Origin of the sequence: Mitsuokella sp. UBA4253, from assembly GCF_002395285.1 — a bacterium.
In the GTDB taxonomy this organism is placed as follows: Bacteria; Bacillota; Negativicutes; order Selenomonadales; family Selenomonadaceae; genus Mitsuokella; species Mitsuokella jalaludinii.
Genome location: NZ_DGWR01000017.1, coordinates 15609 through 37216 on the forward strand (window position 1 = coordinate 15609; position 21608 = coordinate 37216).

Annotated in this window: 19 protein-coding genes and 1 riboswitch; all 19 genes read left to right on the top strand. The window is 61.1% G+C overall.

Going from position 1 to position 21608, the window contains the following annotated elements; translation table 11 throughout:
• Positions 1-5 precede the first annotated feature (5 nt).
• The 19 genes from B2X55_RS10055 (at position 6) to B2X55_RS10145 (ending at position 21581) form a co-directional block, all read left to right on the top strand.
• Positions 6-1286, top strand: coding sequence for an amidohydrolase (locus tag B2X55_RS10055; RefSeq protein WP_286822007.1), 1281 nt, complete (start codon positions 6-8; stop codon positions 1284-1286).
• Between the two features lie 108 nt (positions 1287-1394).
• Positions 1395-4142, top strand: a complete 2748-nt coding sequence (locus B2X55_RS10060; RefSeq protein ID WP_414683498.1) for a DNA translocase FtsK — start codon at positions 1395-1397, stop codon at positions 4140-4142.
• Positions 4143-4307: 165 nt separating this feature from the next.
• Complete coding sequence (gene alaS / locus B2X55_RS10065; RefSeq protein WP_286822077.1) at positions 4308-6923, top strand: alanine--tRNA ligase; 2616 nt, start codon at positions 4308-4310, stop codon at positions 6921-6923.
• Positions 6924-7017: 94 nt separating this feature from the next.
• The gene (locus B2X55_RS10070) at positions 7018-8280 is read left to right on the top strand and encodes an HlyD family secretion protein (protein WP_286822009.1); all 1263 of its coding nucleotides are present in this window, start codon (positions 7018-7020) and stop codon (positions 8278-8280) included.
• Between the two features lie 229 nt (positions 8281-8509).
• Complete coding sequence (locus B2X55_RS10075; protein ID WP_270529009.1) at positions 8510-8827, top strand: YerC/YecD family TrpR-related protein; 318 nt, start codon at positions 8510-8512, stop codon at positions 8825-8827.
• A 53-nt stretch (positions 8828-8880) separates the two neighbouring features.
• Entirely contained in the window at positions 8881-10065 is a 1185-nt protein-coding gene (gene hisZ, locus B2X55_RS10080; RefSeq protein WP_286822012.1) for an ATP phosphoribosyltransferase regulatory subunit, read from the top strand.
• 2 nt (positions 10066-10067) lie between these two features.
• A complete protein-coding gene (locus B2X55_RS10085) occupies positions 10068-10595 on the top strand; it encodes a phosphohydrolase (RefSeq protein ID WP_286822013.1) in 528 nt (175 codons plus the stop codon).
• 144 nt (positions 10596-10739) lie between these two features.
• Positions 10740-11414, top strand: a complete 675-nt coding sequence (gene hisG / locus B2X55_RS10090) for an ATP phosphoribosyltransferase (RefSeq protein WP_270529011.1) — start codon at positions 10740-10742, stop codon at positions 11412-11414.
• Between the two features lie 42 nt (positions 11415-11456).
• Positions 11457-12800, top strand: a complete 1344-nt coding sequence (hisD, locus tag B2X55_RS10095; protein ID WP_286822014.1) for a histidinol dehydrogenase — start codon at positions 11457-11459, stop codon at positions 12798-12800.
• A gap of 47 nt (positions 12801-12847) precedes the next feature.
• On the top strand, positions 12848-13915 hold the full coding sequence (gene hisC, locus B2X55_RS10100) for a histidinol-phosphate transaminase (RefSeq protein WP_286822015.1): 1068 nt from the start codon (positions 12848-12850) through the stop codon (positions 13913-13915).
• Positions 13912-14502 carry an imidazoleglycerol-phosphate dehydratase HisB gene (gene hisB, locus B2X55_RS10105; protein WP_286822017.1) on the top strand — a complete coding sequence of 197 codons (591 nt, stop codon included), beginning with the start codon at positions 13912-13914 and terminating at the stop codon, positions 14500-14502. Before hisC ends, hisB begins: the two co-directional genes overlap by 4 nt.
• 31 nt (positions 14503-14533) lie before the next feature.
• Entirely contained in the window at positions 14534-15145 is a 612-nt protein-coding gene (gene hisH, locus B2X55_RS10110; protein ID WP_286822018.1) for an imidazole glycerol phosphate synthase subunit HisH, read from the top strand.
• 21 nt (positions 15146-15166) lie between these two features.
• Complete coding sequence (gene hisA, locus B2X55_RS10115) at positions 15167-15898, top strand: 1-(5-phosphoribosyl)-5-[(5-phosphoribosylamino)methylideneamino]imidazole-4-carboxamide isomerase (protein WP_270529015.1); 732 nt, start codon at positions 15167-15169, stop codon at positions 15896-15898.
• Positions 15899-15903: 5 nt separating this feature from the next.
• Positions 15904-16662: an imidazole glycerol phosphate synthase subunit HisF gene (gene hisF / locus B2X55_RS10120; RefSeq protein WP_036374988.1), complete on the top strand. Its 759-nt coding sequence runs from the start codon at positions 15904-15906 to the stop codon at positions 16660-16662.
• Positions 16662-17381: a bifunctional phosphoribosyl-AMP cyclohydrolase/phosphoribosyl-ATP diphosphatase HisIE gene (gene hisIE / locus B2X55_RS10125; RefSeq protein WP_286822019.1), complete on the top strand. Its 720-nt coding sequence runs from the start codon at positions 16662-16664 to the stop codon at positions 17379-17381. Before hisF ends, hisIE begins: the two co-directional genes overlap by 1 nt.
• A gap of 120 nt (positions 17382-17501) precedes the next feature.
• Positions 17502-17936 (top strand): hypothetical protein, encoded by a 435-nt coding sequence (locus B2X55_RS10130; RefSeq protein ID WP_036374982.1) that lies wholly within the window; start codon positions 17502-17504, stop codon positions 17934-17936.
• A 77-nt stretch (positions 17937-18013) separates the two neighbouring features.
• A riboswitch (ZMP/ZTP riboswitch) is annotated at positions 18014-18096 on the top strand.
• A gap of 67 nt (positions 18097-18163) precedes the next feature.
• A complete protein-coding gene (locus B2X55_RS10135) occupies positions 18164-19369 on the top strand; it encodes an L-lactate MFS transporter (protein WP_055161460.1) in 1206 nt (401 codons plus the stop codon).
• Between the two features lie 186 nt (positions 19370-19555).
• Positions 19556-19957 (top strand): methylglyoxal synthase, encoded by a 402-nt coding sequence (locus tag B2X55_RS10140; protein WP_036374976.1) that lies wholly within the window; start codon positions 19556-19558, stop codon positions 19955-19957.
• 169 nt (positions 19958-20126) lie between these two features.
• A complete protein-coding gene (locus B2X55_RS10145; RefSeq protein WP_286822021.1) occupies positions 20127-21581 on the top strand; it encodes an alanine/glycine:cation symporter family protein in 1455 nt (484 codons plus the stop codon).
• The last annotated feature ends 27 nt before the right edge of the window (positions 21582-21608 follow it).

Below are 21608 nucleotides of genomic sequence, written 5' to 3' on the forward strand. Positions count from 1 at the left end.
ATTGAATGAAGACACTCATCAAGAATGTACGCGCGCTTCTGCCGGACGGCACGACGCCTTTGACGAATATCATGATCGACCGCGACAAGATTGCTGCCATCGGCGAGGTGCCGGAGGATTTCCGTCCGGCCAAGGTCATCGACGGCAAGGACAAGTTTGCCGTGCCGGGCTTCATCAACGCCCACACGCACGCTTCGATGACGCTCTTCCGCAGCTATGCAGACGATATGGACCTCATGGACTGGCTCAACAACATGATCTGGTCGGCCGAGGCGAAGATGCAGGAAGAGGACATCTACTGGGGCGCGATGCTCGCCGCTGTCGAGATGATCGAGGGAGGCACGACGACGTTTGCCGACATGTACGGGCCGTACATGGAAAAGGTGGCCGAGGCCGCGACGGACGCTGGCCTGCGCGCCGTGCTCTCGCGCGGCATCATTGGCGTCGCCCCGGGCGGCGATGCCAAAATCGAGGAGAATGTCTCGCTCTACAAGGACTTCCACGGCGCTGCTGACGGCCGCATCACGGTCATGTTCGGCCCGCACGCTCCTTACACCTGCCCGCCGGACTTTCTCAGGAAAGTCGCAAGCGCGGCGCAGTCGCTCGGCGCTGAGATCCACATCCACATGGCGGAGACGAAGGCTGAGGTCGAGCAGATCGTGAAGGAATACGGCAAGCGCCCGTTCCGCTACGTCGAGGAGACGGGCCTCTTCGACGGCAAGGGCACGCTCGCTGCGCACTGCGTCCATCTCGATGACGAGGACATCGCCATCATCAAGAAGCACGCCATCCGCGTCGCCCACAATCCGGGCAGCAACATGAAGCTCGCGAGCGGCATCGCGCCGGTGCCGCGCCTCCTCAAGGAAGGCGTCTGCGTCGCACTCGGCACGGATGGTGCTTCGTCGAACAACAACCTCGACATGCTCGAGGAGATCAACCTCGCGGCGATGCTCCACAAGGTCAGCACGCTCGACCCGCTGGCTGTCCCGGCGCGCATGGCGCTCAAGATGGGCACGGAGTACGGCGCCAAGGCCGTCGGCCTCACGGGTGTCGGCAAGCTCGAAGCCGGCTGCAAGGCCGACATCACGCTCTTTGACATGGCGGGCGCTGCCTGGTATCCGCGCAACGACCTCGCGTCGCAGCTCGTCTACTCGGCCCATGCCGACTCCGCCTCGACGGTGCTCGTCGACGGCAGGGTCCTCATGGAAGACGGCGAGCTCCTGACGCTCGACAAGGAGCGCATCTTCTACGAGGCGCAGAAGTGCGCAGAGCGCCTGACGAAGTAAGAGACTCAGAGCCGCAACTTACAGTGAATCTACAGCAGGGCTGCCGCTTCGCGCGACAGCCTTGCTTTCGTAATCTTGTCATCGATAATCGATACAGGGGGGAGACTTTTGAAAAAGACTACGAGCCGCACGCGGGCGCGCCGCAAGCCGGTGCGCAAGGCGACAAAGACGGGCCACCGCGTGATGCGCGCGCACACCGGCAGACGCTCTGAGCTCTTCGGGTTGGCGCTCTTGGCAGCTGGCCTCATCTCGATCTGCGGTATCTGCGGCCTCAACGTGGGCTTCGTCGGCGTCTACTTCGCGAAGTTCCTGCGCTACTTCTTCGGTGTGGGCTCCATCCTCATCGCCGTCCTGGTACTCTTGATCGCCTGGACTTACATGACGAAACACCACGCGCCGCGCTATTCACCGCGTTTCTTCGGCCTGCTCGCGCTCTTCATCTCCGCGCTCGCCATCTGGCACCACTTCAAGGTACCGGTCGGCGAAGAGATCCTGCCGCAGAGCCTGCCGACGGGCGGCGGCCTCTTGGGTGGTGGCCTGCTGCTCGCGCTGCGCAAGTGCTTCGGCGTCGACGGCTCCATCATCATTCTCGGTGTCGGCACAGTCGGCTCCGTCTTGCTCTCGACGACCTGGTCGCTCGCGACGGGCCTCCTCAAGACGCAGGAAAAGGCAAAGCAGGGCGCAGCTGCCGCAGGCTCGGCCATCCAGTCGACCTGCGGCAAGGTCGCCGAAGTCAGCGGCCGTGTCGAAGAGCACGTCGTCGAGGCCGTGCGCGAGAAGGTCAGCAGAGTCAGCAAGGCCAGCTTCTACAATCAGGCGGCGGATAAGCGCTTTGCCGATGCACCCGAAGAGACGGTGGCCGCGGCAGAGCCTCGCATGGCGGCCGAGACTGCGGAGGCGAAAGGCGATACAGGCAATGTGGAAAGTGCCATGCCGGACTTCACGATCGAGTACGGCACAGCACATGAACAGGCAGCAGAGTCCGCAGAGGAGCGCCCGATGGGCTTGCCGGACTCCATCGAGCCAATCGGCATGGCCGCACCGCCGGCGAGCCTGCGCGCGGGAAGCCCCTTCGTCGAGGGGCCGATAGGCAGGGGAACGAGCCCTGCGGCACCTCCAGAAGATCCTTCAGAGCCACTTGGCGAGCCAGAGCAGTTTGCCCCGGCGCCAGCAGCTCCTTTCATCGTGCCCAAAACAGAGCCCGTCGTGCCGCCTTCGCCGAGCCCGATGAAGAAGAAGCCGACGGCCATGCCCTCGTACGACGAGATCGCGCCGATCATGCCGGCCGCGGCATTACTCGACGGATCGGCCAGGAGCATGGAGAGCAGGCAGGGCAGTGGTTCGCAGGTTGCTGCTGCCAGCTTGTCTGAGGCGGCAACAGAACCTGCTGCGCCGCCGCGCCCCTACGTGCTGCCGCAGGTCACGGAGATCCTCTCGAAGCACGCGAAGAAGCACAATGCCGCGCTCGAGATGGAGATTGCCGACAAGGCTCACATCCTGCAGAAGACGCTCGAGGACTTCCATGTCAAGGCGAAGATCATCAATGCCTGTCACGGGCCGGCCGTCACGCGCTACGAGCTCGAGCCGGCGCCGGGCGTCAAGGTCAGCAAGATCACGAACCTCGCCGACGACCTCGCGCTGAGCCTCGCCGCGACATCGGTGCGCATCGAGCCGATCCCCGGCAAGGCAGCAATCGGCATCGAGGTGCCGAACAAGGAGCTCGAGGGGGTGCAGCTGCGCGAAGTCCTCGAGAACGAGAAGTTCCTCAAGGCGAAGTCGAAGCTGACGGTCGGCCTCGGCATGGACATCGGCGGCCAAGCCATCTTCGCGGACCTCGCGAAGATGCCGCATCTGCTCGTCGCTGGTGCCACGGGCTCCGGTAAGTCTGTCTGCATCAACACGCTCATTACGAGCATCCTCTTCAAGGCGAAGCCAGAGGAGGTCAAGTTCATCCTCGTCGACCCGAAGATGGTCGAGCTCTCCAACTACAACGGCATCCCGCACCTCATGGTCCCCGTCGTCACGGAGGCCAAGAAGGCGGCTTCCGTGCTCAACTGGTCGGTGCAGGAGATGGAGAAGCGCTACGCGAAGTTTGCCGAGCACAACGTCCGCAACATGGAGACCTACAACACGAAGTTCCCTGAGGACAAGATGCCGGCCATCGTCATCATCATCGACGAGCTGGCCGACCTCATGATGGTCGCGCCGCACGACGTCGAGGACGCCATCTGCCGCCTCGCGCAGAAGGCCCGCGCTGCCGGCATCCACATGGTGCTCGCGACGCAGCGCCCGTCTGTCGACGTCATCACAGGCATCATCAAGGCCAACATCCCGTCGCGTATCTCGTTTGCCGTCTCAAGCCAGATCGACTCGCGCACCATCCTCGACCGCAGCGGCGCCGAGAAGCTCCTCGGGCGCGGTGACATGCTCTTCTATCCGGTCGGCGCGGCGAAGCCCATGCGCGTGCAGGGCGCCTTCATCAGCGACGAGGAGGTCGAGCATCTCTTGGACTTCATTCGCAGCCAGGGGCAGGAGATGGAGGCCAACGAGGAGATCATCACCTTCACCGAGAATGCCATGAAAGAGGACGAGGAGAAGGATGAGGGCAAGGGGCGCCGCGCCTCGAAGTACGACGAACTCTTGCCGGATGCCGTCAATCTCGTCATGTCGACGGGCCAGGCATCGGCCTCGTCTCTTCAGCGCCGCTTCCGCGTCGGCTATACGCGCGCTGCGCGTCTCATCGACGAGATGGAGGATCTCAGCATCGTCGGGCCGAACATCGGCAGCAAGCCGCGCGAGATCCTCATGAACTCTGAGCAGGCCGCTGCCGTGCTGGCCGAGTGCAGTGACAGCTGACGAAAACTTTCACGAAATCGGCTGAAAAATGGTCAACAGACTGGAAAAGCACAGGATGCTTGTGGTATACTTGAGGATGGTTATGTAATTTCCAGTAAATTCCATGTGTAATACCAGAGATAATCATCAGGATTTCTCTTATGGGGGTAGATTTTTTTGAAGTACATGAGTGGTAACGAACTGCGTGAAGCTTATCTGCAGTTCTTTTCGGAAAAGAAAGGTCATCTGCGTCTGCCGAGCTTCTCGCTGATCCCGCAGGACGATCCGACCTTGTTGCTGATCGGCGCCGGCATGGCTCCGCTGAAGCCTTTCTTCACGGGCAAGATGAAGCCGCCCCGCACGCGCGTGACGACGAGCCAGCGCTGCGTCCGCACGGGCGACATCGAGAATGTCGGCCGCACGGCGCGCCATCAGACGTTCTTCGAGATGCTCGGCAACTTCTCGTTCGGCGATTATTTCAAGGGCGAGGCCATTCCCTGGGCTTGGGAATTCCTGACGGAAGTCATCGAGCTGCCGAAAGACAAGCTCTGGGTCACGGTCTATCCGGACGACAAGGAAGCCATTGAGATCTGGAAGTCCCAGCCGGGCTTCCCGCAGGACCACATCGTCAAGATGGACGACAACTTCTGGGAAATCGGCCCTGGCCCGTGCGGCCCGGACTCCGAGATCTACATCGACCTCGGTGAGGAGCGCGGCTGCGGTTCGCCGACCTGCGCCGTCGGCTGCGACTGCGACCGCTATCTCGAGATCTGGAACCTCGTCTTCACGCAGTACGATCGTCAGGAAGACGGCTCCTACAAGAATCTCGCCCATAAGAACATCGATACGGGCTGCGGCCTCGAGCGACTCGCATCCGTCGTGCAGAACAAAAAGACGAACTTCGAGACGGATCTTCTCTACCCGATCATCGAGTACGCGGCCAAGGTCGCAGGCGTCGAGTACGGCAAAGACGAGAAGACGGACATCTCGCTGAAGGTCATCGCCGACCACGCGCGCTCCATGGCTGTCATGATCATGGACGGCATCCTGCCGTCGAATGAGGGCCGCGGCTATGTGCTGCGCCGCATCCTGCGCCGCGCCATCCGCCACGGCCGCATGCTCGGCATCAAGGGCAAGTTCCTCGAGGGCGCTGTTGACGCCGTCGTTGAAATCTATCGCGATGCCAGCGACTTTGGCGAGCTCGTCGCCAAGCACGACTACATCAAGAAAGTCATCAGCATCGAGGAAGACCGCTTTGCCGCGACGCTCAACCAGGGCATGGACCTGCTCGACGAGGAGATCAAGGCACTGAAAGCTGACGGCAAGGAGGAGCTGCCGGGTGAAGTCGGCTTCCGCCTCTACGACACGTTCGGCTTCCCGTGGGAGCTCACCGAGGAGATCCTACACGAGAACGGCCTCGACCTCGACAAAGAGGGCTTCGACAAGGCCATGAACGAGCAGCGCGAGCGCGCGAGAAATGCCCGCGCCGAGAACCAGCGCGTCGCTGTGCCGGACCTCTCGGGCATCGACGTATCGAAGCTCACGGTTGACCCGGAGGCCAAAGAAGGCAAGGTCGTCGCCATCTGGAAGGACGGCAAGCTCGTCGACGAGATCACGGACGGCGAAGAGGCCGGCATCATCCTCGACAAGACCCCGTTCTACGCAGAGGGCGGCGGACAGGTCGGCGACGAAGGCATGCTGCTCGGCGAGTTCGGCCGCATCAAGGCCACGAACGCCAAGAAGCTGCCGGACGGCACGGTCTACCACGTCTCGTACGTAGAGGAAGGCCAGCTCAAGGTCGGCGAGACGGTCAAGATCGAGGTCGACCAGGAGAAGAAGCTTGCTTCGGCGCGCAACCACACGGCAACGCATCTCTTGCAGGCAGCCCTCAAGCAGGTCGTCGGCGACCAGGTCAACCAGGCCGGTTCTTCCGTCACGCCGGACCGCCTGCGCTTCGACTTCACGAACTTCGAGCCGGTCACGCCGCAGCAGCTCGCGGATGTCGAGGAGCTCGTCAACAAGGTCATCCTCAAGGGCCAGGATGTCGAGATCTCGCACATGAGCCTCGAGGAGGCCAAGAAGGCCGGCGCGATGGCGCTCTTCTCGGAGAAATACGGCGATGTCGTGCGCGTTGTCCGCGTGCCGGGCTTCTCGATGGAGCTCTGCGCTGGCTCGCACGTCAAGAATGTCGGCCAGATCGGCATGTTCAAGATCGTCGGCGAGACGGGCATCGCCTCGGGCGTGCGCCGCATCGAAGCTATCACGGGCAAGGCTGCGCTCGACTACGCGAACGAGAAGTTCGCTGTCCTGCAGAAGGCAGCATCCCTGCTCAAGGCGAACGAGGACGATGTCCCCGCAGCTGTCGAGAAGCTGCAGGCCGAGAACAAGGAGATGGCCGGCAAGCTCGCTGATGTCGCGGCGATGCAGGAGAAGGCCGATGCTCAGCAGCTCATCGCTGGCGTCAAGGAAGTCAACGGTATCTCCGTCGTCACGGGCAAGGCCAACGTCGAGAACATGGACTCCCTGCGCGAAGTCGCCGACCTCACGCTCAGTAAGATCGAGAGCGGCGTCGTCGTGCTCGGCTGCGCCAACGATGGCAAGGTCAACCTCGTCGTCAAGGCATCGAAGGATGCCGTGAAGCGCGGCATCCATGCCGGCAAGATCATCAAGGAAGCCGCAGCAGTCGTCGGTGGCGGCGGCGGCGGACGTCCGGACATGGCACAGGCTGGTGGCAAGAAGGCAGAAGCCCTGCCGCAGGCATTCGAGAAGGCAGTGGCCGTCATCGAAGCACAGCTTGCTTAAGAGATTACAGCAGGAACCTCCCTCCTTATGAGGGAGGTTCCTTGATATCTTGGCACCTTATAAACAGATGATAGATGATGGAGGGTCCTGAATCTTGGAAGTCGATATCACAAAAAAAGTACAGTATTTGATGAAATACGGCCTCGTCGGCCTGATTCTCATTGCCGTGCTCTGTGCTGGCGGCATCTACTACTACCAGCATCAGCATAAGTACTTCAACGTCTACGACGCGCAGGTCACGAGCTCGCTCGTCGCGGCGAAAGTACACGGCAATGCGGTGATCACGGAGAAGGTCGTCGAAGACGGTGAGCACGTTGAGGCCGGCGATGTCATCGCCCATGTAAAGAGCACGGTGACGGACGAGCAGATTGCGAACCTCGAGCAGACCGTCGCGCTCTCGCAGCGCAACCTCGATGAGGTCAAGAAGGGGCAGACCGTGACGGTCGCCGTGCCGAGCCCTGCGCCGGCACCGGCTGCGAGCGCACCGCGCAGCAGCGGTTCCTTGCAGAGCGTCGCGAATGCTGAGTCCCGCATGAATCGCATGAACGAGCTCTTCGAGATGGGTGCCATCAGCGCCGTACAGCGCGATGCTGCCGTCTCGGCCTATCATGCGGCCGTAGCAGCTGCTTCGTCTTCGGCTCCTGCTGCTTCTGCGCCGTCTTCTTCGCCGGCCGTCCGCTACCAGACGACGACACAGCCGCCTGACCCGAAGGCCGTGCAGAATGCAGAGCTCCAGCTCAAGCAGGCGCAGACCGCGCTCGACAATGCCAAGCAGGATGCCGCTGAGACGGACATCGTCGCGCCGGTAGCCGGCACGGTCTACTACGCGCAGGGCATTGACGAGGGTTCGACGGTCAAGGCAGGCGAGACGGTCGCGAGCGTCGGCAATGCCGACGACATCTGGATCGAGGCCAAGGTCAGCCCCGACAAGGCCGCGAAGATCCGCCTCGGCCAGTTTGTCTCCTACGAGATCGAAGGCCACCAGCTCCAGGGCTCCGTCCAGGATATCCAGCAGCCGGTCAAGAAAGATGACCAGGCTTCGGCCGATAGCGCAGATGCAGCTGCCAGCGCCGACAACGACAATGCGGCGAATGCAGCTGGCGCAAATGGTGCTGGTGCTGGCCAGAACAGCCAGGATGCGCAGAATGCGCAGGCTGGGACAGCCGGTGCCGCTGACGGCGACGCTGCCAATGGCCAACCTGCTGCAAGCAATCAGCCCAAGACAACTGCCGAGGCCACAGATGCAGATGATGCGGATGAAGACGTCATGATCATCCGCATCTCCATCCCGTCCGGCCTCAACTTCACCCTCAAGCCAGGCATGAAAGCCGTCGTCAAGTTCGCGATGAACGCCTGACACACTGTTCTGTACTACAAAAAAGACTGCCCTAGCGGCAGTCTTTTTTGATGCAGCGTATCGCATGGAGGGGCAGGCATTCTCAGCAAGCGATACTCTGTGACAAATTTTCGGCGAATCCCTTTTCTTTTTGCAATAGCTGTGTTATAATGACAATAAATTTTCACTAACTAAAGGATTAAAGACGAAAAGTTTTGCTTTTCGGATTCGATATGAGGAGGGAATGGGTATGGTGAACCCAAAACTCAAGGATGAGCTCAACGACCAGCTCTGTGAGGCGATGCTGTCGCTGGAGACGGTGGATGAGTGCTACCAGTTCTTTGAAGACCTCTGCACGATCAGCGAGCTCAAGGCGATGAGCCAGCGGCTCGAGGTTGCGCGGATGCTGCGCGCGGGTCATACGTACGATGACATCGTCGCGCGCACGGGTGCGAGCACGGCGACAATCAGCCGCGTCAAGCGCTGCCTCAATTACGGCGCAGACGGCTACAACATTGTTCTCGATCGCCTGGACCCGGATGAGGGGGAGGACTCTTCAGGCGACTGAATGAGTTTTTATAATAGGAAGAGAATGCAATCAAGATAAAAGGAGACAGACCCATGGATAAAGAAAGACTGACACTGGAGATCCCGTACGGCATGCGCGACTTCCTGCCGGTGGAGGCTGCGGAGAAGCGCGCCATCGAGACGGAGCTCGCTTCCTTGTTTGCGGAGTGGGGCTACGACGAGGTCGTCACGCCGACCATCGAGTACCTCGACAACTTGACGCTCGGCACGAGCCGCGCACTGGAGCCGCATCTCTTCAAGCTCTTCGACAAGGATAACCGCACGCTCGCGCTGCGCCATGAGATGACGACACCGATTGCGCGCCTCGCAGCCAGCCGCCTGCGCGACTATCCGCAGCCGCTGAAGCTCTCCTACGTCAGCAGTGCCTTCCGCTATGAGCAGACGCAGGCTGGCCGCCAGTGTGAGTTCCATCAGGCCGGCGTCGAGCTCATGGGCAGCGCGACGGCCTTTGCTGATGCCGAGGTCATCGCGCTCGCCATCCAGGGCTTGCTGCGCGCCGGCCTCACGGACTTCACGATCTGCCTCGGCCAGGTCGAGTTCGTCTCGGGCATCATGAACCAGTACCAGCTCGCCGACGAGACGAAGCAGAAGCTCCAGACGGCGCTCGAGAAGCACGACCTCGTCTCCTTCCACCGCGCGATCAAGGCGCTCGGACTTCCGGAGAAGGCCAAGAAGACGCTCGGCTATCTGCCGCTTCTGAACGGCGGCGAGGAGATGCTCAAGAAGAGCTACACGCTGGCACTCAACGAGCAGAGCCGCCGCGCACTCGACAACCTCGCGGAGATCTACCGCCTGCTGAAGTCGTACGGCGTCGAGCAGTATGTGCGCTTTGACCTCGGCATCATCCGCGATTTCAGCTACTACACGGGCATGGTCTTCGAGGCCTACACGCCGGAGCTCGGCTTCCCGCTCGCTGGCGGCGGTCGTTACGACCACCTGCTTTCGGATTTTGGCAATGCCTGCCCGGCCACGGGTTTTGCCATCGGCATCGAGCGCATCCTGCTCGCGCTGACGCGCCAGGGGCTCGAGAAGCCGGACCAGTCGAAAGACGTCTATCTCGGCTACGCGCCGGGCCGCGAGCACGACGCCATCCAGAAGGCACAGGAGCTGCGCGCAGACGGCAAGGTCGTCGAGCTCGCGCTCATGTGCCAGGATGAGGCGGATGCCCGCGAGATGCAGCAGACGAAGGGCTACGAGAGCCTCGTCTATCTCGCCTGACCATGCTACAGCAGATGTACGGGCGCGTGCGCCAGTTCGTGCGCGCTGTCACGCAGCATATGGGGGAGGCTGACCACGCCTTTGTGCGCGCGAACTTGCCCGCGAAGGCACTGCCGCTCTTCTACGCGATGCATCCGGCCGACCAGGTCCACGCGTGTAATGTCGCCTATACGTCGCGTGCGCTTGCAGGCGAGCGCGGGCTGCCAGAAGAGCAGCGTGCCTTCCTCATCCGCTGCGCGCTGCTGCACGATGTCGGCCGCCGCAGGGGGGACCTCGACATCCTCGGCAAGGTCTTCGCCGTCCTGATGATGCACTACTTGCCGCGCACTTCCGGGCGCCTCATGATGCGCGAGGGCCGTTTGGGCCATGCGCTCTACGTCTACCGCCATCATCCCGCCATCGGCGCGGCTCTGCTGCGCGGGATCGGCATGGAGGCGGAGGCCGGCGTCATCGAGTGCCATCATCAGGCAGCATCGGCCGGCGACAGCTTTGTGCTCACGCTGCTGCGCGAGGCCGATGCACAGAATTAAGCACATTCGTTTTCTCTAAGAACACAATAAAACATTTTACAAAGATTTCTTGACGAATCGTGATTTTGGTGTTAACATAGGGTTCATCGAATCCTTTAGTAAGATAAAGAACGAAAATCGTAGAATCATCTCAGGAGAGGGAATATGAAAAATACCATGGATTACCTGACCATCGCCCTGCCGAAGGGCAAGCTCTTCTCGCTCTCGGCTGACCTCTTAGCCAAGGCGGGCTACACGGCGGAAGGTCTTTCGGATAAGTCGCGCAAACTCGTCATCTCGAATGAAGAGAAGAAGATCCGCTTCATCGTCTCCAAGACGGCAGATGTGCCGACGTACGTCGAGTACGGCGCGGCCGACATCGGCGTCATCGGCAAGGATGTGCTGCTGGAGTCGGGCAAGGATGTCTACGAGCTTCTAGACCTCGGCTTTGGCCGCTGCCACCTCATGATGGCGGTGCCGAAGGCCGAGAAGCGCGAGAAGCTCGTCGACTACGACCACACGCGCGTCGCGACGAAGTTCCCGCACATCGCCGAGCAGTTCTTCAACAAGCACGGCATGCAGATGGAGTACATCAAGCTAAACGGCTCGATCGAGCTCGGCCCGATCGTCGGGCTCTCTGAGAGCATCGTCGATATCGTCGAGACGGGCACGACGCTCCGGGAAAACGACCTCGAGGAGATTGCCTACATCCTCGACGCGACGGCGCGGCTCATCGTCAACCGCGTGAGTTTCAAGCTCAAGTTCGACCGCATCAGCCAGCTCACGGAAGAGCTGCGCAAGATTCTCGAGCTCGAGCAGCAGGCAAAGGCTGAGGCGTAAGCACAGCAGCAGGGATAGACAGTGGAAAGCGAGGAAGTATAGATGAAGATCGTAAAAGCCAGTGAAGTCGGAGAATATGCCATTGAGAAGATGCTGACGAAGGCATCCTTTGATGAAGTAGAGCTCAGCCCGAAAATCCGCGAGGCCAACAAGAAGACGTTTGGCCGCGATATGACGGCAGCCGAGCTCGTGCGCCAGATCGTCGGCGATGTGCGCCGCGAGGGCGACGCCGCGGTCATCCGCTACACGAGCCTCATCGACCGGGTCGACTACAAGCCTGAGGACTTCCTCGTGACGGAGGCCGAGTATGAGGCGGCTGAGAAGGCGGCAGATCCCGCCGTCGTCGAGTCGCTGCGCAAGGCGGCTGAGAACGTGCGCCGCTACCATCAGGAGCAGAAGCCGAACTCGTGGATGACGTATCGCGAGAAGGGCTCCATCCTCGGCCAGTCCATCATCCCGCTCGACCGCGTCGGCATCTACGTGCCGGGCGGCACGGCTGCCTACCCGTCATCCGTCATCATGAACGCTGTGCCGGCCTCGGTCGCCGGTGTCGGTGAGATCATCATGATGGTACCGCCGAAGAACGGCAAGATCAATCCCTATGTCCTCATCGCCGCGCGTGCGGCCGGCGTCAAGAAAATCTACAAGATCGGCGGCGCTCAGGCCATCGCTGCGATGGCCTTCGGCACGGAGACCATCCCGCGTGTCGACAAGATCACGGGCCCGGGCAACATCTTCGTCACGCTGGCCAAGAAAGAGGTCTACGGCCATGTCGACATCGACATGCTCGCAGGGCCGAGCGAGATCCTCATCGTCGCCGACAAGACGGCGGACCCCGTTTACACGGCGGCCGACATGCTGAGCCAGGCCGAGCACGACCCGCTGGCCTCGAGCATCGTCATCACGGACGATGAGGAGCTTGCCGGCAAGGTCGCAAAGGAAGCGGAGAAACAGCTCGCCAAGCTGCCGCGCCGCGAGATTGCGCAGGCGTCGATTGACCGCAACGGCCTGATCGTCGTCGCCGAGGACATGATGCAGGCCATGCGCTTTGCCAATGTCTCGGCGCCGGAGCACATGGAGCTCCTGACGGCCCAGCCGTTCCAGCTGCTGCCGTACGTGCGCCATGCCGGTGCCGTCTTCCTCGGTGCTTACTCGCCGGAGCCGCTCGGCGACTACTTCGCCGGCCCGAACCACGTGCTGCCGACGGGCGGTACGGCGCGCTACTACTCCGTGCTCAACGTCGAGACGTTCATGAAGCGCACGAGCATCATCTCGTACACGCAGCCGGCGCTCTCCGATGTCAGCGAGGACATCATCCGCCTCGCGGAGACCGAGGGCTTGCAGGCACATGCCAATGCCATCCGCATCCGCCGCGAGCAGAAGTGAAACGATAGGTAAATAATCGATATCTGATATAGAAGGGATAGGGGACTATGCTGAATTACCGCAACGGCCTTGCCGATATGCCATCCTACGACGTCGTCGAGCGTCCCTGGGAGATCAAGATCAACGCCAATGAGTGCAATATGAGCCTGCCGCCGCTCGTCGAGGAGCGCGTCATGAACCGCCTCGGGACGGTCGCGTTCAATCGCTATCCGAATGAGCAGTACGATGACCTGCGCGACCAGATCGCGCGCAACTTCTCCATGCAGCGCGAGAACGTGCTGATCGGCAGCGGCTCGTCTGAGATCATCGAGAAGCTCTTCTACTGCTTTGGCGGCAGCCCGGAGGCTAAGATCGTCTATCCGCAGCCGTCGTTCTCGATGTACAAGATCTACGCCAAGGCGGCTGAGGCCATGGGCGTGCCCGTCGACCTCAATCCGGAGGACTACTCGCTCGACATCGACAAGTTCATCCAGACGGTCAACGAAGAGAAGGCGACGCTCGCCGTCATCTGCAATCCGAACAACCCGACGGGCAATGCCTTCACGGTCGAAGAGATCGAGAAGATTGCCTCGAATATCGACTGCGCCTTCCTCGTCGACGAGGCGTACATGGAATTCTACGGTCAGACGGCAGTGCGCCTGCTGGCAAAGTACCCGAACATGATCATTGCGCGCACCTTCTCGAAGGCGTACGGCCTCGCCTCGTGCCGCGTGGGCTACATGCTCGCGGATGCGAAGATCGTCGAGATGATCGACAAGTCCTACATGCCGTACCACATGAATGTGCTCTCACTCGTCACGGCCGACATCTGCTACCAGATGCGCCAGGAGTTCGTGCCGCATATCCAGATCATGATCTCGGAGCGCAAGCGCATGCAGGAAGAGCTCAAGAAGCTGCCGGGTGTCAAAGTCTTCCCGTCGGAGACGAACTTCATCCTCGTCCACTACGATAAGGCGCAGGAGCTCAACGCGCTCTTCGAGTCGAAGGGAATCGGTGTGCGCCACTTCGGCGATGCGCCGGGCCTCAAGGACTGCCTGCGCATCTCGATGGGCCGCCGCGAGGAGAACGACATCTGGTACAGCTACTTCAAGGCATTCACGGAGGGGAGAGCATGAGTATCCGCACAGCGACCGTCGAGCGCAAGACGGCAGAGACGAGCGTCAAGCTCATCCTCAATCTCGATGGCAACGGCCACGGTGTCATCGACTCGGGAATCGGCTTCTTTGACCATATGCTCAACCTCATGACGGCCCACGGCCTCATGGACCTCACACTCGCCTGCGACGGCGACATCGACGTCGACGGGCATCATTCCGTCGAGGACATCGGCATCACGCTGGGGCAGGCGTTCAAGCAGGCCATCGGCGATAAGAAGGGCATCCGCCGCTACGGTACGTTCTATCTGCCGATGGACGAAGCGCTGGCCTTCGTCTCTTTAGACATCAGCGGCCGTCCGTTCCTCGTCTACGACGGCGGCGAGATGGCCCCGATGATCGGCGGCTACGATACGGAGCTCACCGAGGAATTCCTGCGGGCCTTCGCCATCAATGCTGGCATCACCCTGCACGTCCGCGTACTCTACGGCAAGAACTCGCACCACAAGGTAGAGGCCATCTTCAAGGCCCTCGGCCACGCTCTGCGCATCGCCGTCGAGAAGGACCCGCGCGTTGACGGCATCCCGTCGACGAAGGGCTCGCTCTGAGCCCGTGCCCGATACGATAGGAGGAATATGCATGATTGCAATCATTGATTACGGTGTCGGCAATCTCTTCAGCGCCGAGAAGGCTTTTGCCGCGCTCGGCGCGGATGTCCGCGTGACGAGTGACGAGAGCACCATCCGCCAGGCCGACAAGATCGTGCTGCCGGGCGTCGGTGCCTTCGGCGACTGCATGAAGAATCTCGAAGAGAGCGGCCTCATCCCCGTGCTCAAGGAGTCTGTCGCTGCAGAAAAGCCGCTGCTTGGCATCTGTGTCGGCCTGCAGGTCCTCTTCGATGGCAGCGAGGAGAGCCCGGGGGCGAAAGGCCTCGGCCTCATTCACGGCATGGTGAAGAAGATCCAGGCGCCGGGCCTCAAAGTCCCGCACATGGGCTGGAACTCCATCAAGGTCCGCGAGCCGCGCGAGAAGCTTGACCTCTTCAAAGGCCTCTCGGACAAGCCCTACGTCTACTTCGTGCACAGCTACCACGCCGTGCCGGAGGACAAGAGCGTCATCACGGCCACGACGGAGTACGGCGAGCAGCTGACGGCCGCCGTCGCCTGCGGCAACATCCAGGCCACGCAGTTCCACCCGGAGAAATCCGGCGACGTCGGGCTCGCCATCCTGAAGAATTTTGTTGAAGGTTAAGAAGGTTAAGAGGAGAATCCCATGATCATATTCCCAGCAATCGATATCCGCGGCGGCAAGTGCGTGCGACTCTTGAAAGGCGACTTTGAGAAGGAGACGGTCTTCTCGGACAAACCAGAGGAGATGGCAAAAAAGTGGCAGGCGCAGGGCGCCGAGTTCCTGCACCTCGTCGACCTCGACGGGGCGCTTGCCGGCAAGTCGCAGAATCTCGCGACGGTCGAGAAGATCCTCGCGGCCGTCGACATCCCTGTCGAGCTCGGCGGCGGCATCCGCACGATGGAGAACATCGATGACGTCCTCGCGCTCGGCGTGCGCCGCGTCATCCTCGGCTCCGTTGCCGTGCGCGATCCGGAGCTCGTCCGCGAGGCCTGCGCGAAGTACGGCGACCGCATCGTCGTCGGCATCGACGCCAAGGACGGCATCGTCGCTGTCGACGGCTGGGGCGTCTCGGGCAATGTCGAAGCCACGGCACTCGCCAAGGAGATGAAGAAGGCCGGCGTCAAGACGATCATCTACACGGATATCTCGCGCGACGGCACGCTTTCGGGCGTCAATGTCGAAGCGACGGCCAAGCTCGCCCGAGAGAGCGGCGTCGCCATCGTCGCTTCGGGCGGCGTCAAGTCCATCGCCGACATCGAGGCGCTGAAGCCCTATGAGAAGGACGGCATCGAGGGCGTCATCGTCGGCAAGTCCATCTACATGGGGACGCTGGACCTCGCGAAGGCTATTGAAATCGCGGCGAAGGAGGACTAAAATAGATGTATACGAAACGCATTATCCCTTGTCTTGACGTCAAGGACGGGCGTGTCGTCAAGGGCACGAACTTTGTCGGACTGCGCGACGCGGGCGACCCCGTCGAGCTCGCTGCCCGTTACGACGAGGAGCGGGCGGATGAGCTCGTCTTCCTCGATATCACGGCCTCGAGCGACAACCGCGGCACGATGGTCAATGTCGCGCGCGACTGCGCCTCGAAGGTGTTCATCCCGTTCACGGTCGGCGGCGGCATCCGCACGGTCGAGGACATGCGCCGCATGCTCAAGGCCGGTGCCGACAAGACGTCGCTCAACACGGCAGCCGTAAAGAATCCGGGCCTCCTCAAGGAGGGCGCGGAGAAGTTTGGCCGCCAGTGCATGGTGCTCGCCGTCGACGCGCGTCGCGCGGGCGACCAAAAGTGGGAGGTCTACGTCAACGGCGGCCGCACGCCGACTGGCCTCGACTGCCTTGAGTGGGTCAAGAAGGCCGTCGAGCTCGGCGCCGGCGAGATCCTTCTGACGAGCATGGATGCCGACGGCACGAAGGATGGCTACGACATCGAGCTGACGCGCGCCGTCTCCGACGCCGTCAACGTGCCGGTCATTGCCTCGGGCGGCGCCGGCAAGCTCGAGCACTTCTACGACGTCCTGACCCTCGGCCATGCCGACGCCGTGCTCGCGGCATCCGTCTTCCATTACGGCCAGTTCACCGTGCGTCAGGTCAAGGAATACTTGAAATCCCGCGGAGTGGAGGTTCGATTCTAATGGCAAATGCAGAAAATACGATTGACATCTCGATGGTCAAGTTCGACGAGAAGGGCCTTGTGCCTGCCGTCGTGCAGGAGGAGAACGGCCAGGTGCTCATGCTGGCCTACATGAACGAGGAATCCCTCAAGAAGACGCTGGAGACGGGCTACACCTGGTTCTTCAGCCGCAGCCGCCAGAAGCTCTGGCAGAAGGGCGAGACGTCTGGCAACGTCCAGAAGGTCAAGGAAATCTCCTACGACTGCGACGGCGACACATTGCTCGTGCGCGTGCATCAGACGGGCGTCGCCTGCCATACGGGCACGTACACCTGCTTCAGCGGCCGCAAGCTCGCAGGCGGGGAGGAGAAGGGCATCGCTGTCGTGCCGCCGGAGAAGAAGGCCGACCTCGCTGCTGTCCTCTACGATCTCTACAACGTCATCCAGGACCGCCGCCTCAACCCGGTCGAGGGTTCCTACACGAACTACCTGTTCGACAAGGGCCAGGACAAGATCCTGAAGAAGGTAGGCGAGGAGGCCGTCGAGACAATCATCGCCTCGAAGAACAACGTCCGCAAGGAGATCCTCTATGAGATGGGCGACCTCTGGTATCACTGCCTCGTCCTGCTCGCCTATCACAACATCTCCCCGGAGGAGCTCTTCGCCGAGCTCATGGGCCGCAGACAGGGCGCAGCCTACCATAAATTCACCGGCAAGACCGGCGTGCGCCCAGACCTCTGATTGCGTCAGATAGCCTGCCTGTGGTATACTGGACAGAGTTTGCAAAGACCCTCGGTTTTTCCGGGGGCTTTTTTGTGGATCGGATGAGTAGATGAACCGGGAATCGAAAGGAAACGAGAAATGACGAATGAGATGACACCAGAGCAGCGCCAGACGGGGCGCGCCCTCGCGCAGCTCCAGAAACGCATCCAGAAGATGCACGCGCTGCGCGACAAGATGAACGCGGGCCTCGCGCGCGTGACGGAGGCGAACCTCGACCTCGCGCTGACGCAGAAGAAGAACCTGCGCGCCCTCTCGGCCGAGTACGATGCGCTCGCCCAGGAAGTGCACTGCCTGCCGCCCCTTGATGCCGCTGCCGTACTCGAGGATGAGTACAACTACATCCTGACCATCGGCAACATCATCGAGACGACGCGCGAGCTCAAGAAGCGGTCCAAGATCGATGACGATGTGCGTGAGAGCATCACGAGCGGCCTCGTGCAGTTCTACGAGGGCCTGCGCGGCGAACTCGCGCGTGCCGCCTATCAGAAAGAGCAGCAGCACAAGCAGCAGTAGAAAATTTTCTTTTTGTGACGTTTCTCTCTTGACGCCGCGTTGCAGGGCTCATATAATGAAGGTATAAAAACAAAAAAGAAGCCTTGCAGGGCTGACGGATGAGTGGAATTGACCACATGTCCTGCAACGTTATGATCAGCCGACCGTCTGGGCAGGGCATCTGTTCCGGACGGTCTTTTTTGATTCTCCGCGGATGGATGCCCAAGGCATTTCTGGAGGTAGATCAAATGAGAAATCGCTGGCTTATCGCGCTGAGCGCCGTCGGGATCCACATCTCGATCGGCAGTGTCTATGCATGGAGCGTCCTGACGCGCCCCATCATGAAGGAGATGGGCTTCTCGCTCGCCGAGACGACCTGGACCTTCTCGCTGGCCATCCTGTTCCTCGGATTCTCCGCGGGCTTCCTCGGCAGCTTCGTCGAGAAGATCGGCCCGAAGAAGAGCGGCCTGATTGCCATGACGTTCTTCGGCGCGGGCATGCTCGGCACGGCTTACGCCATCTCGGCACAGAGCCTCACGCTCCTGTATCTCTTCTACGGTGTCATCGGCGGCATCGGCCTCGGTGTTGGCTACATCACGCCAGTCTCGACACTCGTCAAATACTTCCCGGATCACCGCGGCTTTGCGACGGGCCTCGCCATCATGGGCTTCGGCTTTGCGGCACTGATCGCGGGGCCTGTCATGCAGTACCTGACGGCGACCGTCGGACTCGTCAACAACTTCCTGATTCTCGGCTGTGCCTACATGCTCATCATGGGTGCATCTTCGCTCTATCTGAAGCCGCCGGTCCTTAAGGACAGCACGGGCAAGGTCACGCACATCCAGCAGGGGGTGACGGCCAATGAGGCGCTCAAGACGTGGCAGTTCGCCTCGCTCTGGTGGATCTTCTTCGTCAACATCACGTGCGGCATCGGCCTCCTGGCTGTTGCCTCGCCGATGGCCCAGGAAGTCATCGGCATGGATGCCGCAGCTGCTGCCTCGATGGTCGGCATCATTGGCGTCTTCAATGGCGGCGGCCGCATCGTCTGGTCGACAATCTCCGACTTCATCGGCCGCGGCCGCGTCTACATGCTCTTCTTCCTGCTCGAGGTCCTCGCGTTCTGGCAGCTCGGCCAGACGAAGGAAGCCCTCGTCTTTGAGCTCCTCGTGCTCTTGATCATCAGCTGCTATGGCGGCGGCTTCTCGTGCATGCCGGCTTATCTCTCCGATATCTTCGGCACGCGCCAGCTCAGCGCCATCCACGGCCGCATCTTGACGGCCTGGGGCCTCGCCGGCGTCGCCGGACCGTCCATCGTCTCGTACTTCCATGCGCAGACGGGCGGCTACACGGCTTCGCTCTACTTCTTTGCCGCCTGCTTCGTGCTCAACTTCATCATCGCCGCCGTGCTCAAGCAGTACGGCCAGCGCAAGAAGGAGACTCGCACGGCACTCTGATACCTTGATACAGACAACCCCTTTGACTCCGGTCTCTATGGTTGGCGCGTGGCGCTAGGCATAGCGTCACGCTTGGTTGGCGTCGCCGGGGTCAGCAAATCCTGCTTCATCTCCGGATGAAGCAGGATTTTTGGTATTCTGTGGCGAATGAATAGAGAGCAAGAGTAAAGAAAGGATGATTTATTAATGAAAACGATTGCCCTGATTGCCCACGACAAGAAGAAGAGCGAGATGCTCGAGTTCGTCGGCCACCACAAGGAACTCCTCTCGAAGTTCCACCTGATCGCGACGCGCACGACAGGTACCCTGATCAACGACACCTTCGGCCTCGGCGTCGAGACGATGCTCTCCGGCCCGATGGGCGGCGACCAGCAGATTGGCGCGCGCGTCGCCGTCGGCGATGTCGACTATGTCATCTTCCTGCGCGACCCGCTGACGTCCCAGCCGCACGAGCCGGACATCAACGCCCTGCTGCGCCTCTGTGACGTCCACGACGTGCCGCTCGCAACGAACCGCAAGAGCGGCCACATCCTGCTCGCCTATGCCGCTGCACATATGGAGGACAAGGAAGAGCCCGCAGCAGAATGATTTCCTGCGTGTACATCTGTGTATACATAAAGGAAATCAATTGACAACGCTCTCAAAAACTCCTATAATAATCCACAAAGCAATGTTGCTTGAGACATCCATCACAGCAACATTGCTTTTCCTTTTCTGGCATCATCAAACGTAACGGAAACCTGAAGGGGTGGGTATTATGGATTTATCGAAGCTGTTGGCGGATGTCAACAATTTTGTCTGGGGCCCCGTCATGCTGGTACTGCTCGTCGGTACGGGCATTTTCCTGACGGTGCGCCTGAAGTTCCTGCCATGGCGCAATCTCGGCTATGCGATCCACATGGTCTTCTCGAAGCGCGACAAGCACGCCGGTGATATCTCGCCGTTCCAGTCGCTGATGACGGCGCTCTCCGCAACGATTGGCACGGGCAACATCGTCGGTGTCGCAACGGCCATGGTCCTTGGCGGCCCGGGTGCGCTCGTCTGGATGTGGATCAGCGCGGCCTTTGGCCTCTCGACGAAGTACGGTGAGTCGGTCCTGGCCGTCAAGTACCGCGAGACGAACAGCGTCGGCGAGATGGCCGGCGGCCCGATGTACGCGATGAAGAACGGCATCAAGAACAAGTACGTCGGCCGCACGCTTGCGTTCCTGTTCTCGCTCTTTGTCGTGCTTGCCTCCTTCGGCATCGGCAACATGACGCAGGCCAACTCGATCGCGGCAGCGCTCTCGAGCAGCTACGGCATCCCGACGTGGCTCATCGGCGGTGTCATCGCAGTCATGGCGCTCAGCGTCCTCGTGCGCGGCATCCGCAGCATCGGTTTCGTCTCGAGCATCATCGTGCCGGTCATGGCCGCCTTCTACTTCCTGGTCTCGATTGTCGTCATCTGCGCCAACTTTGAGGCCGTGCCATCCGGCATCGCGGAGATGTTCCGCATGGCCTTCTCGTTTGATTCTGTCGCGGGCGGCATCGGCGGTTCCATCGTCGCTTCGATGCTGACCTCCATGCGTTGGGGCGTCGCGCGCGGCGTATTCTCCAATGAGGCCGGTCTCGGCTCCGCGCCGATTGCAGCGGCCGCGGCCCGCACGGACCACGCTTCGCGCCAGGGCTACGTTAACATGACGGGCACTTTCTTCGACACGATGATCATCTGCATGCTCACGGGCCTCGTCATCGCCTCATCCGGTGTGCTCGGTACGGTCGACCCGGCGACGGGCAAGCTCGTCTCTGGCGTCCAGCTGACGATCCTCGCGTTCTCGACGGTCTTTGGCCCGTACGCGAAGCTCATCGTCTCCGTCTCGATTGCGCTCTTCGCGTTCTCGACCATCCTCGGCTGGGAGTACTATGGCGAGAAGGCGCTCGAATACCTGATCGAGAAGCGTCCGGTCATCATGGCCTACCGCGTCATCTTCTCGCTCGTGACCTTTGTTGGCGCGACGACGACGCTCGAGGTCGTCTGGAACTTCTCCGATACGATGAACGGCCTCATGATCATCCCGAACCTCATCTGCCTGCTCTGGCTCAACAAGGACATCGCGCAGGAGTGCTTCGATTACGAGGAGCACGTCGTGGCCTTTGAGAAGAAGGGCCAGCAGATCGACTACCAGGGCGCAGGCGAGGCAGCCGAGGACGAGCTCGCCAGCCAGAAGTCCTGAAGCCGTGTTTTGCGACAGGTCATCAGC